This is a genomic window from Neorhizobium galegae bv. orientalis str. HAMBI 540, from assembly GCF_000731315.1.
Classification (GTDB): Bacteria; Pseudomonadota; Alphaproteobacteria; order Rhizobiales; family Rhizobiaceae; genus Neorhizobium; species Neorhizobium galegae.
This window is the reverse complement of sequence record NZ_HG938354.1, coordinates 1,182,153-1,198,131: the sequence shown is the minus strand read 5'-3', so window position 1 is coordinate 1,198,131 and position 15,979 is coordinate 1,182,153. Positions and strand designations below refer to the sequence as shown.

12 protein-coding genes are annotated in these 15,979 nt (G+C 61.3%); 5 read left to right on the top strand and 7 right to left on the bottom strand.

Translation table 11 applies throughout. From position 1 onward, the window contains the following. Positions 1-8: 8 nt before the first annotated feature. From tssF to tssA, 7 genes are all read right to left on the bottom strand, one after another. Positions 9-1,790, bottom strand: a complete 1,782-nt coding sequence (tssF, locus tag RG540_RS28260) for a type VI secretion system baseplate subunit TssF (RefSeq protein WP_041365457.1) — start codon at positions 1,788-1,790, stop codon at positions 9-11. After that, the gene (tssE, locus tag RG540_RS28255) at positions 1,783-2,292 is read right to left on the bottom strand and encodes a type VI secretion system baseplate subunit TssE (protein ID WP_041365455.1); all 510 of its coding nucleotides are present in this window, start codon (positions 2,290-2,292) and stop codon (positions 1,783-1,785) included. Before tssE ends, tssF begins: the two co-directional genes overlap by 8 nt. Continuing rightward, a complete protein-coding gene (locus RG540_RS28250; protein ID WP_041365453.1) occupies positions 2,285-3,115 on the bottom strand; it encodes a type VI secretion system accessory protein TagJ in 831 nt (276 codons plus the stop codon). The genes tssE and RG540_RS28250 overlap by 8 nt, the downstream gene beginning before the upstream one ends. Further along, on the bottom strand, positions 3,112-4,500 hold the full coding sequence (gene tssC / locus RG540_RS28245; RefSeq protein ID WP_080725169.1) for a type VI secretion system contractile sheath large subunit: 1,389 nt from the start codon (positions 4,498-4,500) through the stop codon (positions 3,112-3,114). Before tssC (RG540_RS28245) ends, RG540_RS28250 begins: the two co-directional genes overlap by 4 nt. Positions 4,501-4,627: 127 nt before the next feature. Then, positions 4,628-6,109 carry a type VI secretion system contractile sheath large subunit gene (gene tssC, locus RG540_RS28240; RefSeq protein WP_041365449.1) on the bottom strand — a complete coding sequence of 494 codons (1,482 nt, stop codon included), beginning with the start codon at positions 6,107-6,109 and terminating at the stop codon, positions 4,628-4,630. Between the two features lie 122 nt (positions 6,110-6,231). Beyond that, a complete protein-coding gene (gene tssB / locus RG540_RS28235) occupies positions 6,232-6,756 on the bottom strand; it encodes a type VI secretion system contractile sheath small subunit (RefSeq protein ID WP_041365447.1) in 525 nt (174 codons plus the stop codon). A gap of 91 nt (positions 6,757-6,847) precedes the next feature. Beyond that, a complete protein-coding gene (gene tssA / locus RG540_RS28230) occupies positions 6,848-7,927 on the bottom strand; it encodes a type VI secretion system protein TssA (protein WP_080725108.1) in 1,080 nt (359 codons plus the stop codon). Between the two features lie 231 nt (positions 7,928-8,158). On the opposite strand from tssA, the gene tssH reads away from it, so the two are divergent. The 5 genes from tssH to tssI all read left to right on the top strand — a co-directional run bounded on the left by tssH (position 8,159) and on the right by tssI (position 15,974). Then, a complete protein-coding gene (tssH, locus tag RG540_RS28225; RefSeq protein WP_041365443.1) occupies positions 8,159-10,939 on the top strand; it encodes a type VI secretion system ATPase TssH in 2,781 nt (926 codons plus the stop codon). 42 nt (positions 10,940-10,981) lie between these two features. Next, complete coding sequence (locus RG540_RS28220) at positions 10,982-11,458, top strand: Hcp family type VI secretion system effector (RefSeq protein WP_041365441.1); 477 nt, start codon at positions 10,982-10,984, stop codon at positions 11,456-11,458. A gap of 218 nt (positions 11,459-11,676) precedes the next feature. Further along, positions 11,677-12,681, top strand: coding sequence for a hypothetical protein (locus RG540_RS28215; RefSeq protein ID WP_244446720.1), 1,005 nt, complete (start codon positions 11,677-11,679; stop codon positions 12,679-12,681). An 82-nt stretch (positions 12,682-12,763) separates the two neighbouring features. After that, positions 12,764-13,621: a hypothetical protein gene (locus tag RG540_RS28210; RefSeq protein WP_244446719.1), complete on the top strand. Its 858-nt coding sequence runs from the start codon at positions 12,764-12,766 to the stop codon at positions 13,619-13,621. 28 nt (positions 13,622-13,649) lie between these two features. Further along, positions 13,650-15,974: a type VI secretion system tip protein TssI/VgrG gene (gene tssI, locus RG540_RS28205; RefSeq protein WP_041365438.1), complete on the top strand. Its 2,325-nt coding sequence runs from the start codon at positions 13,650-13,652 to the stop codon at positions 15,972-15,974. The last annotated feature ends 5 nt before the right edge of the window (positions 15,975-15,979 follow it).

Below are 15,979 nucleotides of genomic sequence, written 5' to 3'. Positions count from 1 at the left end.
TCCTTTCGTTACAGCAATGGCCGCTCGGCGGCGCGGGCAGGCCAGACGGCAACCGGTTTCGATTGTCCTTTCATCGAGACGGTCAGTCGGGTGAAGCTGTTGACCGAGGTGTAGAGGCTGAAGAAGCGGTCGAGCACCGCGCCGAACAGGAAGGCAGATGGCCGGTCAATCGCCGCCGGGTCGAATTCGAGCGCGATCTCGGTGCCGGGAACCATGCCGCCGCTGCCGAGCCGGGCGGTCGAAGTGCCGGCCTTGATGCGGATCAGCGCATCGACGAGCTGCTTTGTTTCCGGGCTGTCGCGGAAGGCATAGAGAGATAGGATGTCCTTCAGCGCTGCGCCTTCGTTGTCGAAAAGCGAAAGGTGGTTGAGTAGCAGATGCGACACGAGGCGCCAGTTGCGGCCTTCCTGATCGTTCATCCGCACGGAGGCTGTCGGCGGGATGAGCGCCTCCACGCCTGCGACCGCCTCATGGCCGGAGGCGAGATGCAGGTAAGGGTGGCCGCCGCCGAAAGGCAGCTGTTCCGGCAGGTCGCGGTTGAGGCAGAGCGTGTCGACGCTCGCCACCACATCCATCGGCCCGGCGAAACGGCGATTGCGGTCGACAAAAGCGATTTCCATGTCGCTCGTGCCATCGTCTTCGTCGAAGCGACGATAGGCCTGCCAATAGGCGCTGCTGTTGCCCGCCCGCTGGGAGCGGCCGAAGAACGGCTGGCAGAATTCCTCCTGTCCGCGGGAGCCGGTCAGCAGCACCCGATCGACCGAGTAGATTTCGCGGGTCTTCTGGCGGCGCGCATCCGGCAGCAGGCGGTATTCCGTGCGGGTGCCGTCGACGGAGATCGGTTCGCAGACCTGGCGGAAGAGGTTGACGACCGGCGTGGCGTGGAGCGCGAAATCGCGGGCCGAAACCACGCGTTCCAGCTTCCCGTCCGTCTCATCGAGATAGATGAAGACTTCCAGCGTTTCGGCTGTCCAGACATCGAGCCCGTCGAGATCCAGGAAGAGGAATTTCTGCGGCAGGGCAAAGAATTCCGTCAGCAACCGATAGCCAATGAAGCTCGGCGCCGGATAGGGAAGCATGGCCTGTTCCGGGTCGAAGCCAACGGGCTTGAGGTTGTTTGCCGACAGGAAGACAGGTTCGCGATCATCGGCGTGTCGCGCAAGCGCAAGGCCAAGCGTGTGGTTGGCGAGCAGCTCATGGATGGCCACCGCCTGCCGCCAAGGCGAAGGGATATGCAGGCGCAGCCGGGTGATGCCGATATCTGTGAAGTGCTTGCGCGGGTCGAGCGGGCGAATGGAGAGGCGCAGGCATCCGGCGATGCCAGTATAAGGAGAGAGTGGTGCGTCGATCGGTTGGCCCGACAATATCGCGCCGGTGATCTCGACCGGCACCATCTCCACATCCTGGGTGGTACGGAAGCGGCAGGCTTCGCCGCCGATAGGCTCAGCCAGAATTTCCGTGTGGCGCGGCACGGTCTGCATCGAGGCGAGCGTATCGTCGGCCTTGAAGCGCACGATGCTCATCGAAGGCAAAGGCGCCAGGTAGTGCGGATAAAGAGTTTCGAGCAGTCCGTCCGTGAGCTCGGGGAATTCGTCGTCGAGCTTCTGGCGCACGCGGGCGGCAGAATAGGCGAAACTCTGGATCAGACGCTCCACATGGGGATCGTCTGCAACATCGCCTGTCATGCGAAGGCGGCCGGCAATCTTCGGAAAGGCGTCCGCGAACCGTGCCGCCCGGCGGCGCAGCGCCAGCAGTTCGTCATTGTAGCGGTTGAGGAAACTTTCAGCCATGCGGCGCCTCCACCAGGAACCGTTGCGTGGACGGATCGATGGTCGATTCGAAGTTGATCGGCGGCATGCCTTCGTGCAGGCGAAAAGTCGCCTGGATACGCAGGCGAAGCGCCCGTTCGGTCATCGTCCGGCTCTTCAGGATCGTCACGCGAACATCGGAAAGCCGCGTCTCGAAAAGCGCGATGCGCCGCTCGATCATCCGGGCGAGCTTGAGCTTTGCTTCATCGGTCATGAGATTGGCGGACACCATGCCGTCGACGCCGTAGCTGACAAGCGCATCCTTGAGCTCGGCCAGCACGGCCGGTGGCGCCGTCGGGCAGCGGCGTGTATTGAGCAAAGCCTCCATATCTCTACGGATCGATTCCCGCATGTCGCGAACCTGATCGACCAGGTTTGCCGGTGGATCGAACGTCCGATCCGGGGCTTCGTCGATCAGTCGGTCGAGGATGGAGCGGGTCAGGACGCGATCGCGCGGCCGGTAACGTTCGAGCGGATCAGCCATGGGCAACCTGCTTCCGCTCGGCCGTTGCGACGATCGCTTCAAGGCTTTCGGTGTCGTGCAAGGAGACGAGTTCGTCACCGGCGAGAAAGCAGCGCTGGCCGCGGCCGGTGGTGATGCCCGTCTGTTCGTCGATCCAATCTGTCTCGCGGCCAAGTCTCAGCGTCGCATCCCCTGCGGTGCCGTGATAGATCGCCGGCAGCAGCACGGAGGCGACGGCGCCGTCGATCAATGAAAGCTCCGCCCGCCGAAAGGCGAGGTCGCGCGGCCTTGCGATCGGCTCGATGGTGACGGCGGCGATCTTGGCGTAGTCGATCCAGAGATAGGCGCCCCCGGTCATGATCACTTCCAGGGCATGCGGCGTCCGATCGTCGAGATCGCGGAAGTCGGAAACCTTCCCGCCGTTCCATACCATCGGACGTTCGCCACGCTTGTCTTCCAGCGATGCGAACGCCGCCTTCGCGTCGCTTGCATCCTGCATCCGGTGGGCGATGCCGAGGCGGACGGCAAGCTTGTCGAGATCACTCGGCCCTTGCGGAAATTCCGGCACGGCGCCGCTTTGGAACCAGGCGTCGCGGGCCGCCATACCGCGCAGTTCGTGGCGCAGAAGGGCAAAGCCCATGGTCGCCTCGGGTGCAAAAGTGACGGCGAGGCCGCATTGATTGTCGGCACGCTCATAGTCCCCCGCCAGCACCAGCAGGTCTATATAGAGATGCCGCGCCTCCTGGTCCGAGGGCTTGGATTTCAGATGCGCCTTCGCCATGTCGAGCGCGTCCTCCAGCGCGTTGTCGCTGAGCGAACGGGCGATGCTTTCGGAAAGCGTCATGCGGACATCCTTTCAGGAATGGCGACGGGGCGGTTGGCGATCTGGCCCGGATTCGGGATTTCGGCGATGAGGTGGAAGCTCGTGGAAACGTCGTCGAGCTGGAAATGCGGCTGCAGCCGGACGGTGCAGGAGAAGGTGCCCGGCTTGCCGGGGACTTCCACGACGTTGATGCCGGCGGAACGCAAGGGGAAACGGGTCCGCAGCGAAAGGTCGGCGTCGTCGTTGCCGAGCGTGTAACCGGTCAGCCATTCCTCGAGCTTCCGCTGGATCGAGTTGGCGTCGGAGAGCTGACCGATCTCGTCGCGCATAATGACCTTGAGATAATGCGAGAAGCGCGAGGCGCAGAGCACGTATTGTAGCATCGCGGCAAGCCGGGCGTTCTGCCGGGCATGCTCGCTGGAATAATGCGGTGGCGCGTGCAGCGACTGGTTGGAATTGAAGATCGCCGAGGCGGAGAGATAGGTCGTCGCGATCGGGATCAGGCCGAGGTCGCAGAACTGCTGCTCCTGGCCGCTCGTCAGGCGAATCTCCACCGCGGCCTGGGCCGAAAGTCCGCTGCTTTCGGTGCCGAAATCATAAGGGCGGAGTTCCGTTGCGCTCAACATGCCGCCGTCGATCTCATCCTGGGTAACGCCACGGATATCGGCAAACCAACCGGACTCGATGAAGTTGCGGATGACGATGGTGGCGAAGGCGAAGGCGCCATTGCCCCAGAGCAGGGAACTGCCGTCTGCGGCGATTTCCTCGCGGAACGGGAAGCCGTCCTCGCGTCGGCGGTCATAAGGTTCGAGCGGCGAGCGCATCAGGATCCGCGGCGCGACAAGACCGAGGAAACGCGAGTCCTCGCGGCCGCGAAGCCCGTTCCAGCGGATGCGGGTCGGATCGCCCGCCAGCCAGGTGAAATCCTGGACGCGCCCCAGTTCGCGAAAATCCTCTAGTCCGATCGCTTGTGGAGAGGCGCCGGCGACGAAAGGGCAGAAGGCTGCCGCGGCCACCATGCCAAGCTGTGTCAGGACACCGACCGGATCGCCGCCCTCCGGCTCCTTCGGCGAAAACTGATAGTCGCCGATCAGAAGCCCGTAAGGCTCACCGCCCGGCGTGCCGAATTCACGGCTGTAGATCAACTCGAAGAGATTGCTCTGATCGAAATCGGGAGCCCGTTCCATGCTTCGGGCAAGCTCGTGCCAGCCGAGGCTCAGCAGCTTGATCTTTACTTCGCCGCTACGGCCGGAAGCACGCACCAGCATGGCAAGGCCACGCCACCGTGCCTCCATCGCCTGAAAATCGGGATGGTGCAGGATCGCATTCACCTGGCGGTTCAGCGCCTCGTCGATCAGTGCGACCAACTCGTCCGCCCGACGCCTCCACTCTGTGCAAGAACCCATCGTCATCCTGGTTTCAAGTCGGGTCGCTTCTATAAAATTGAGGTCGCGGTTTTCCCGTGCAAACTGCGTCAAAACAAAGAAAGAGAGAGATCACGCGCGGCGAGGGGGCGCCGCGCGCGCCGTCGCATCAGGATTTGGAGGGAATCCGGGCGACCATCCTCAGAGAGGTCGTCAATTCCTCCATCTGCAGCCAGGGGCGCATCCAGGCCACCGCATTGTAGGCACCTGGCTTGCCGGGAATTTCCTGCACCGTGACCCTGGCGTCGCGCAGCGGATATTTGGCGCGCGATTCCTCGCCGGCCTCGTCATTGGCGTTGACGTAATTGGAGATCCAGCGGTTGAGCCAGGCCTCGCAGTCTTCCGCTTCCATGAAGGAGCCGATCTTGTCGCGGCCCATGACCTTCAGGTAATGGGCGAAACGCGATGTCGCCATCATGTAGGGAAGGCGCGCCGAGACGGCCGCATTGGCGTTGGCTTCCGGGCGATCGTAAAGTTTTGGCTTGTGGGCCGTCTGCGCGCCGAAGAATACGGCATAGTCGGTGTTCTTGTAGTGGCAGAGCGGCAGGAAACCGAGCTTGCCGAGCTCGGCGTCGCGGCGGTCGGTGATGCCGACTTCCGTCGGGCATTTCAGGTCTAGATCGCCGTCGTCGCTGGAGAAGATATGCATCGGCAGGCCTTCGACCTTGCCGCCGTTTTCCGCACCGCGGATCGCCGTGCACCAGCCGCTTTTTGCGAAGGCTTCCGTCAGGCGCGTGCCCATGACATAGGACGCGTTCATCCAGCAATAGCTATCGTGCGGGAGTTCGCCGGTCTGCGAGCCACCCGTTTCATCGTAGTTGAATTCGTCGATCGGACTGGTGTTCGGCCCGTAGGGCATGCGGGCCAGGACCCGGGGCAGGGCCAGTGTTACGAAGCGCGAGTCGTCGCTTTCCCGCAGGCCGCGCCATTTGGCGTATTCGACCGTCTCAAAGATCTTTTCGAGATCACGTGGCTTGGCGAGTTCGCGGAAATCCTCGAAGCCGAACATCCGCGGGCTGGCCGCCGAGATGAACGGCGCAAAAGCGGCAGCGGCAATCATCGATACGCCCTGCAGCAGCTGAACGTCGTCGAAGGAATTGTCGAATTCGTAATCGCCGATGATCGCGCCCATCGGCTCGCCGCCCGGCGTGCCGAACTCATCTTCGTAAACCGACTTGAAGAGGCGTGACTGGTCGAATTCCACTGCCTTGGAAAGATCCTTGGCAATATCGCGCTTTGAGGCGTTCAGCACGCGGATCTTCAGATTGACGCTCGTCTCGGTGTTCTTGACCAGGTAGTTGAGACCGCGCCAAGTACCCTCGAGCTTCACGAATTCCGGCGACTGCATGATTTTCGCAAGCTGCGTCGAAATTGTCCTGTCGATCTCCGCGATTGCGTTGTTCAGGGTGACCGTCAGGTTGCGGTCGTAGGTTACCGTGCCTTTCAAGGCCTGGTCGGTAAGTGTGCGCAGGAGGTCCTGGGCGCGGTTCGGTTCAGTCTGGCGGGTTGCCGCGACCACTTTCGAGAGGAGGTTCTGATCCGGAACGAAATCGACCTCTTCCTTTGTCTGCAATTGCGTGTCGGCACTCATGTTTCAAATCCTTTTCAGGAGAGCAGCGGTTTGGTGAGGCTTGCGGCCTTCCCGAAAAACGGCTGCTCCGATCAACAGATAGGCAGGAATTTCACGGCGCGTTCGGAGCGCGCCGAACATGCTCAGTTGACGACGTCTTTCCTCTCCGCGGCCTTGCCCCCGCCGAGCTGGGCCATGAGTTGCGAGAGGTCGGCCTTGTTCTGCAGGATGTCCTCGAGCAGTCGCTCGAGCTCCTCGGAACGATCCGCCTTGCTCATCAGGTCGCGGAGTTCGTTGCGGGCACTGAGCAGTGCCTTCAGGGCCGGCACCTGATCGACGATCGCGCCCGGTTCGAAATCGTCCATGCTTTCGAATTTCAACGAAACCGGAAGCTGGGTTCCGTCGTTCTGCAAGGTGTTTTCGACGGAAATGGTAAGGCCCGGGGTCATGCGGCGCATCACATCGTCGAAATTGTCCCGGTCGATCTGAACGAACTTGCGTTCGCCGAAGGGTTTCAAAGACTGGGTTGGATTGCCCGAGAAATCGCCAAGCACGCCGACGACGAACGGCAGCTCCTTCACCACCATCGCGCCTTCCGTTTCCACCTCGTATTTAATGTGGACCCGCGGTTTGCGGACCCTTTCCAGTTTCTCATGCACACTTGCCATCGGGATTCTCCTTGGTGCCTTCGGCTGATTGCGAAATCGGGCTGTTGCAGATTGCGGTCGGGCGAAAGCCCGCATGTGTGGTCGCTTGCTTTTAACTTCCCCTGTCCCCCAGGGGCTGGATGCCGGCTGCCGTCAGCACCGCATTGCGCGCGTGCTGCTCGGGCAGGAGTTCGGCGAGAAGCTCGGAAAAATCCATGCGACCGCGACGCACCAGCGTCTCGATCGACATGGAGATGGGAGAGTGGGGCTCGGTGCGGCGAAAATAACGCGCCACCGCGGCAAGCAATTCGAAGGCTTCCTCGCGGGAGCGGATCGTGTCGCCGGTTATCATCCGAATCCGGGGAGCGTCGGTTTCGTCTTCATTTGCCCGGGCATTGGTGTTGGCGGGATAGAGATCCGACCTTGGAAGCGCCGGCAGTTCAGCGGCCGGAGTAGCGGCCTCGATGCCGGCAAGAACGCGAATGGCCGAGGCGGCTTCGTGCAAAACACTGCGTGTATTCGTGCTCGGCGGCGCCTGATCTCCGCATTTGGCATCAAGTATTGCGACCAAACGGTCAAAAGCGGTAATGCATTCCGTGAGTACCGTCAGGTGGCCTGACATCCGTGCGACACCCGCCTCGGTAGCGGCCTGCTGCAAATCTTCGCGTCTGCCGCTTTCGCTCGCACGCTGCGAAAGCTGGAAATCCCACAGCGAATACTGAGCGAATTTCCCGCCGGGAATCAACGAAGTCAATCGGATCGCCTGGATGATGGTGCCTTCGCCGCCAATCCCGTTCAAACCCGCAAGTGGCGCGAACCGCTCCTCGAAATCGTCATCGCCAATCGAATGCAGCAGGTCGAAATAGTTGTCTAAAAGCGACACGGTGGCTTCGTAGACATCCCTCAGCCCTTCGAAGCCCTTCAGCCGCAGCTGGGCCTCCGCAAGCCAGGCCAATACTTCAATGTCCTTGCTCTGGGAAGAAAGAATATGCAATCCGAGATTGCTGACTTCCTGCCAGGCAGGTGAAAGCCCAATAGTTTCACCTGGGTTTACACCACGTTCAGCTGTCCTCGCGGCGGTCCTTGCGTCTTTAATTCTATAGTATATTTCGCGCGCAGAAGTATTATGCCGCAAGTTTTCTCCGCATGGGCCGTCTTTTTCAAGTGGATTGGCGATTTGATGGAAATTCACGCTGCGATTAGCTCCAAAATTTAGAGAATAATTCTGCGGAACGGTATCTTGCGAAGCTTATACTGAATTGTCAACACTGGCTGTAAGGTGACAGATTTATGACGTCTGTCGAAACTGCTATTTTTTGACATAGCGCAATTTTTGATCTGGACAAGGTCTGGTAACCGCCCTAGTTGTTGCCTCGCATCTCGAAAGAACACTGCACTTCGACGAAAAGACAGGAACTGCCGGATGTCGGACATCGATCTCAACCGTCTGATCAGAACGCTTGAGCCAAATCTGCGTGTCGGTCTTGAGACAGCCGCTTCGCTTGCTGCACGCCATCAGCAGCCGGTCGTCGAGGTCGCTCACTGGCTGCGTTCGGTTGCCGATATCCCTGAATTTTCGGCGGTTTTCGAGGATCTCAACATTCCTTCGGAAACGCTTCGCTCCGAGCTTGATGCGGCGATTGCCGATATCCGGCGGGAGGACGGCGCGCCCCTTGTACTTTCCCAGAATTTGCTGTTGCTCGCTCGCGAAGCCTGGCTCATCGCGTCGCTGCAGTTCGGGCGCAGCACGGTGATCTTGGCCGATTTGCTTGCGGCACTAACAGCCGATCAGGCCTTGCGCGTTGTTATTCGTGGCATCGCGCCATCCGTGCGTGGCCTCGACCGGACGCGTCTTGAAAACAAGCTGGAAGAGGCGAAGCCCGATCGGGCAGATAACCCATTGCAGCCGGCCGTTTCGAAGCCGGCTTTTTCGTTTCAGGAGAACGAATTCCTGCGGCTCTATACCCGCGACATGACGGCTGACGCCCGCTCCGGCCGCATCGATCCGGTGATCGGCCGCGATCGCGAACTGCGCCAATTGATCGACATCCTCATGCGGCGGCGGCAGAACAATCCGATCCTGGTCGGCGAAGCCGGCGTCGGCAAGACGGCGGTCGCAGAGGCGCTGGCCCTGGAGATTGCCGCGGGAAGCGTGCCCGAGCGTCTGCGGCAGGTGAGGCTGCTGCTTCTCGATCTCAGCCTGCTGCAGGCCGGTGCCGGCGTCAAAGGCGAATTTGAACGACGCCTTCACGGTGTCGTGGATGGTGTCAAGGCGTCATCCGAGCCGGTCATCCTGTTCATCGACGAGGCGCATGGCCTGATCGGCGCCGGCGGGCCGGCGGGGCAGGGTGACGCGGCAAATATCCTGAAGCCCGCCTTGGCGCGCGGCGAACTGCGCACCATCGCCGCGACCACATGGAGCGAATATAAGCGTTACATCGAGAAGGACGCGGCGCTCACCCGGCGTTTCCAGGTGGTGCATGTGCAGGAACCGGACGAAGAAACCGCTATCCGCATGCTGCGCGGCGTCGCCGATAGCCTGAAGGCGCACCATCAGGTGCGGATTCGCGATGAGGCGATCGTCGCCGCAGTCCGGCTTTCCGCCCGGTACCTGCCGGCAAAACAGCTTCCCGACAAGGCGATCAGCCTGATCGACACCGCCGCGGCGGCCGTCTCACTGGCGCGGCAAACGACGCCTGAGGCCCTGAAACTACTTACGAACGAACGCGATCTTCTGGAGACCGAGGCGAGATGGCTGGCCAGTGAGCCGGAGACACCGGTTTCCGCTGTGCGGCTTGCCGAGATTGCCCGGGAGCAGGACGCCATCGCCGCCGAAATCGACGTTGTGCGGACAAAATTCGACGAGGAAATGCGGCTGGCACGCGAAGCGGACCGTCTCGAGGACACTTTTTCGCATGACGGTGCGGTGGCGCCGCTGGCGCCGGACGAAGGGGCGAGCGTCAGTTCCAATGTTGCGCCGTTTCCGTCGCAGGCGATGACGCCGGAGAGCGCACGGGCCGCCTTTGCTACCACCGAGCGCAGCCTTTTGGCGGTTGCCGGTGAAACCGCCCTGGTACCGCGCGTCGTCGACAAGGAGGTCGTCGCGGCGATCGTTGCCCGCTGGACCGGTATTCCGGTCGGCAAGCTGCTGTCCGACCAGGTCGAGACGGTCAAGACGCTCGACACGCGGCTGAAGGAACGCGTGCTCGGCCAGGACGCCGCGCTCGAAAGGATCGCATCCGCGATGCGCGCTGCGCGCGCCGGTCTGTCCGATCCGCGTCGACCGCCGGCCGTCTTCCTGCTCGTCGGTATGTCCGGCACCGGCAAGACCGAGACGGCGCTGTCGCTGGCCGACATGCTCTATGGCGGCAGCCGATATCTCACGACCATCAACATGTCTGAGTTCAAGGAAGAACATAAGATCTCGATGCTGCTCGGCTCGCCGCCCGGCTATGTGGGCTATGGTGAAGGTGGCGTCCTGACGGAAGCCGTGCGGCGCCGGCCGTATGGGGTGCTGCTGCTCGACGAGATCGACAAGGCGCATCCGGGCGTTCAGGAAATCTTCTACCAGGTGTTCGACAAGGGAACGCTGCGCGACGGCGAGGGCCGCGACATCGATTTCAAGAACACGACGATCTTCATGACGGCCAATACGGGTTCGGAACTGCTCGCGGCGCTCGCCGCCGATCCGGACACGATGCCGGAGGCAGAGGCCCTCGAAGCGCTTCTGCTCCCCGAGTTGCAGAAACATTTCAAGCCCGCCTTCCTCGGCCGCACCATGGTGCTGCCGTTCATGCCACTCGGCCGCGAAACATTGTCCGGCATCGTCGATATCCAGATCGGACGCATTCGCGAACGCGTCGGCGCGGCCTACGGCACGGCGCTCGACCTGTCGGCCGACGCGCGGGAAGCGCTGATCTCCAGGGCGAAAACCAGCGAGATGGGCGCCCGCGCCATCGAGATCATGATCGCCCGCGATCTTCTGCCGGTACTTTCGACGTTCTTTCTCGACGCAGTCGCGGAAGGCCGGAAGATCGCCGCCATCACCATCATTTTCGACGGTCAGAGCTTCGGCATCGATAGCGAAAGCGCAGCCGTCCAACACAAATTCGTCGAACCGGATCATAGCCGGCAGGCGGATGAAGAACCCTCGGGCCGCAAGCGCACCCGGGGAGGAGCAAGACGAAAGGCAACTGCGCCTTAGACGCAACTAGGCATTTAATCCGATAATAGGAGAGCTGATAGCATGCCGATTTATCTGCAGATCGACGGTATTCAGGGTGACGCAACCCATGAACAGCACCGCAAGTGGATGGATATCGAAGCCATCCACTGGAACGTTGCCCGCAACATGAACACGTCTGCCGGTTCCGCGGCAAACCGTGAAGCTTCCGAGCCGACTGTCTCGGAAGTCATCCTCACCAAGGTCAGCGACTCCTCGTCGACCAAACTTTTCCAGGAAGCCTGCTCGGGCCGCACCGGCAAGCGCACGGTGATCCACCTGGTGACCACGGGTAACCCGGGCGACACATATATCGAATACTCGCTGACCAATACGCTGATCGCCAGCTACTCGATCGATTCCAACGGCGACCGCCCGATCGAAACGATCAAGCTGAACTTCACCAAGATGGAAGTGAAGTACACGCCTTACGACGAAAATCATTCGCCGCAGTCGCCGATGATCGCGTCCTACGATCTTTCCACCGCCAAGGCCGCCTAAGGCCGCTCAACATGGGCGACGCCGGCCCTTTTCGGCCGGCGTCGCATCCATGCGCTACCCACCCGTCTCCGTTTGAGCGGGTGACAGACGTTTTCGCAGACAGTTGAGAGATATTTTTCGGCTTTGGACGATGGGAGATGATCGTGGCATCCGCAAATCAACGCTTGGGCGATATTCTTGTAAAGCTTCCCAAATATAAGTCCCAATGGGAGCTGAATGTGGCCAGCCCCTATGTGCGCGCATATGACGCCGCAGTATTGAGTTACAACAACGAAATGAAGGCCCAGGGCGAGCGCGATCGCGCGACCGCCGAGATGTTCGTGCTGGCCGCTTCGATCCTGACCGGCAGCGTCATGATGGCTGCCTTCGCCACGACTTCGGTCCGTGTCATGGCCGGCCGCGCGATTGTCAGGGTGATCTGCAATAATAATCTCAACCGGACGTTCAATCTGATGGTCGCCGCAAACAACAACAAGGCGTTCATGTTCGCGCTGGGCGGTGTCCTGGACGAGGCCAAGAAGGTCGCCAACAAACAGGTGACGAAGCTCGTGGAAGGCTTGACGAGCACCGGGACACAGATCTCTGCGCCGACGTCCGTCAACTATGAATCACGGCTGATGGACTTCATCCGGGTCAGCCATATCTGCACGCATAGCTTCATCGAAGGGGTCAAGGAAGACAATTCGATCAGCGAGACCCACAAGGCGCAAGTTGCCGATATGGCCGCCAGGATCCCGTTCTGCAACCCGCCGTCCGGCAGCAGCATCGATGAACCGAAGCTCGCCAATAAGATGGAACTGCTCTTCTACATGAGCTCAGTACTGGATTCCGACAGGCTCGTCACCTATGCGCCGGCAACCGGCGGAAGCTTCGGCGGTATGGGCCAGGACGTCGAATACAGCAGAAAGTCCATCTCGCAGATGCCGTCCAACACGGGCCATTATCCGAAGGCTGCTTCCCCCAAGTTCGTCGGCCGGCCGTTCGTGCCCTATGATCCGGGTCAACGCATCGAATACGAGAATATCGGCTCCGGTATTCGGGATCGCATCAACAAACTCAGCATCAGCACCGGGAACGGGCCATTCTATCCGAACCAGAGTTTTGTGGAGAGGAAGCTGTTCGACCCAACCGGCCACGCACAGATGGTGAAGGCCGAGCAGATCATCAACAAGCTCTACAACGATGCGCGCCCCAGGCAGCTGACAGACGTGCGGATGATCTGAGGTGCGGTGGATGAAGTTGATCAGTTTTTTTTCGCCATCGGTTCGGACAGGCCCCATTCTGCGACAGTCGCGGAATGTTGCCGTGGCCTTTGCCATGGCGGTATGGGCTCCCGCCTTCGCCGCAGCCTCTGACGAAATCGACGAGACTCTTCTTCAGATAGAGCGGGTCGGGCCACGCCTTTCGGCGATGCCGTCGGAGGTTGAAAACGTGGTGAAGGCCGCGACTGATCGGGGGAATGACGAGGCTTCGAAGGCCGGGCCGATCCTTGAACCGGTGGTCCGCGCCTCGTTCGATCCCAAAGGCATGGTCGCCGAGATATCGCACAGCCTTGCCGAGGTCGAAGGTGGTAAAATCGACCCGGCGACCTTGGCCAAGGCCGCCGCCGCTTTCGAGGACGGGCGTAAAAAAATTGCCGAGATGTATCGAAGCCAGGATCAGGCGATTGCAAAACAAATCGAGGCCCGCATCGCCGGCGCCGATGACGGCCCCCGCATCAAGCAACTGGCCGACCTGATGGCATCGCCGGAACTGGCTGCAGAAACTGCTCTCACCGCTCAGGTCATGTACGTTTCGCTGGAGGCATTCTCCGACCCGAACTCGGCTGAACTGGCATCCGCATCATCGGAGAAACGGAAGTCCGAGCTTGGAGGCGTCATCGCATCTCTGCGCGACAGGACCGAGAACGAAAAGCCGGTGCCCAGGGATATTGCCCGCATGGAAGAAAAGGCGCGGCTGACCTTCGTCCTTGCCGCTCTGCCAAAGGACGATCTTTCGGTTCTTTCGGATTTTTATCAAAGCGCAGAAGGCAAGGCCAAGCGGCAAGCGCTTGTCGAAACTTACAGGCAGGTTTCCGATCAGGCCAATACCAGGATGCTTGAGAAATATTTCTCGGCATTGGCGGGTTATTTCAAAACTCATCCCCGACCGCAGCAACAGTAGTTGAGCGTTTCAAGACGGGACTTGACGTATGGACGATTTGCAATCCTTTGCCGCCGATTTCATCCAGGCGAGCCGTATTCTGAAGATCGTCTCGCCGCTCGGCGAGGACCAGCTCCTGCCGGAACGGGTGACGATCGAGGAAGGCGTATCCTCGCTGTTCGAGATCAAGCTGTCGGCGCGCGCCAAGAAGCCGACGGTCAAGCCGGAAGAGCTTATCGGCCGGTTGGTGGATGTTTCCGTCGAGGTGCAGCAGGGCGAAGGGGAGGGCGGCGTGCGTCGTCCGTTCAACGGCCTGGTGACCGAACTCAACGAAGGGCCGCCCATCACCCGCGGCCTCAGATCCTATTCGATGGTGCTGCGGCCGCAGATGTGGCTTCTGTCGCGACGTTCGGATTGCCGTATCTGGATGGACAAGACAGCAATCGACATCGTCGAGACGCTGTTTTCCGAGCACGGCATTCCGGCGCCCGACACGTCCGGCATCGTGACGCCACCGCCGCCGCAACATTATTCGGTGCAGTGGAACGAGACCGACCTTGCCTATCTCACCCGCCGTTTCGAAGAGGACGGGCTGTTCTACTGGTTCAGCCACGAGGATGGGAAGCACAAGCTGCATGTGGGGGACAATGCCAGTTCCTGGCTTGGTCCATCCCCTTCGGCGCAGGGCGAAGGGCGGGTGCGCCTGGCGCAGGGCTCTTCCGACCGCAACCACATCACCGACTGGAGCCGGCGGTATTCCTACGTGCCCGGCCAGCGCGCCGGCGCTGACTGGAATTTCGAGACGCCGCGCATGGTGCCGGGGACGATGACACCATCGCTCGTCCAGATGCCCGAGGCGGTGAAGCGCGAGCTCTACGAATATCCGGCCCGTATCTCATCCGTTGCGGAAGCCGAGCGCGCCGAAAAGTTGCGCATGCAGGCGAGCGAAGCCGATCACGACCGCGTCTCGAGTTCTTCAACCTCCCGTATCCTCGAAGTCGGGCGTCGGTTCACACCTTACGAGGTGGCCCATCCCGACCATGTCTATGAGGAGCATGTGGTGACCAAGATGACCCAGAAGGTCGTCGACCGCTCTTACGAGACCAATACGAACGAGCCGGAATACACGAACGAATTCGAGGCCACGCCCTCCCGTGTACCGATGACGCCGCATCGCGAGACGAAACGGCCCAGGATCGAGGGCGCCCAGGTGGCGATCGTCGCAGGGCCGGCCGGCGAGGAAATTCATCCGGACCAGTACGGCCGCATCAAGCTCTGGTTCCCGTGGGACCGCAAAGCGAAGAAGGACGGCTCCGACACCTGCTGGGTCCGCGTGGCGCAGAACTGGGCCGGCTCGACCTGGGGTGGACAGGTTATTCCGCGCATCGGCATGGAGGTCATGGTCGCCTTCATCGACGGCGATCCGGACCGGCCGCTGGTCACGGGCGTCGTCCCGAACCCGTCGAACGGGGTGCCCTACGACCTGCCGGCCAACAAGACGCGCATGGTGATGCGCTCCAATACCCATAAGGGCAGCGGCTTCAACGAGATGACGTTCGAGGACGATGCCGGCCGGGAGAACATGTTCTTCCATGCCCAGAAGGATCAGACCACCCGTGTCCTCAACGACCGGACCAAGCGCGTCGACCGGCACGAAGTGTCGGCGATCGGCGCCAACCGCACGGTCGAAGTTGGCGGCAACCAGAAACACGAGGTCGGCGGCTCGATGAACACCGTCGTCGGTGGCACCGGGCCGATGGCGATGGCGCTGATGGGGGCAGTGCAGGGGCTTGCCGGCCAGACTGCGACGCTGCTTGGCCAGGCAGGCCAGATCGCCGGCGGCGGCGGACCCGGCCTTGCCGCATTCGCGGGAACCCTTGCCTCTTCGGCACTCGGCTTCCTGAATGCCGGCGGTCTCGGCAGCCGCCAGGGTGTCGTGTCCGGCCCGAGCCCGCGGGCTGACGCCGGCACCGCGCTGGCCGGTTCCGGCACCGGTGTCGGCGATGCGGCCTCGAGCCTCTTCCCGCTGCCCGGAATCATGAACACGATCGTTGGGTCGTTCAAGTCCGACACGGTGGGCGTCGCCCGGGTGGAGCAGATCGGCGTCAGCAAAGTGACGAATGTCGGGCAGACGTCTCTCGAAAAGGTGGGGAAATTCAAGAAGGTGATCGTCGGCGAGGAATTCGTCATCGAATGCGGCGCCTCCAAGTTCATCATGCGCCAGGACGGCACCGTCATCATCCTGGGCACGCATTTTAACTTCACCGCATCCGGCCCGACACAGATCAACGGCGTGGTCGTCGATCTGAATAAGCCGGGCGGAGGATTTTCGGAAGCATCGCCTACCTCGTCCGACACGACAGCAAAGGGCTGACGCTC

Coding starts and splice junctions, on each gene's coding strand:
- tssF (WP_041365457.1), bottom strand. CDS start 1,790: ATGGCTGAAAGTTTCCTCAACCGCTACAATGACGAACTGCTGGCGCTG.
- tssB (WP_041365447.1), bottom strand. CDS start 6,756: ATGGCAAGTGTGCATGAGAAACTGGAAAGGGTCCGCAAACCGCGGGTC.
- tssE (WP_041365455.1), bottom strand. CDS start 2,292: ATGGCTGATCCGCTCGAACGTTACCGGCCGCGCGATCGCGTCCTGACC.
- tssH (WP_041365443.1), top strand. CDS start 8,159: ATGTCGGACATCGATCTCAACCGTCTGATCAGAACGCTTGAGCCAAAT.
- tssC (WP_080725169.1), bottom strand. CDS start 4,500: ATGGGTTCTTGCACAGAGTGGAGGCGTCGGGCGGACGAGTTGGTCGCA.
- RG540_RS28220 (WP_041365441.1), top strand. CDS start 10,982: ATGCCGATTTATCTGCAGATCGACGGTATTCAGGGTGACGCAACCCAT.
- tssC (WP_041365449.1), bottom strand. CDS start 6,109: ATGAGTGCCGACACGCAATTGCAGACAAAGGAAGAGGTCGATTTCGTT.
- RG540_RS28250 (WP_041365453.1), bottom strand. CDS start 3,115: ATGACGCTTTCCGAAAGCATCGCCCGTTCGCTCAGCGACAACGCGCTG.
- tssI (WP_041365438.1), top strand. CDS start 13,650: ATGGACGATTTGCAATCCTTTGCCGCCGATTTCATCCAGGCGAGCCGT.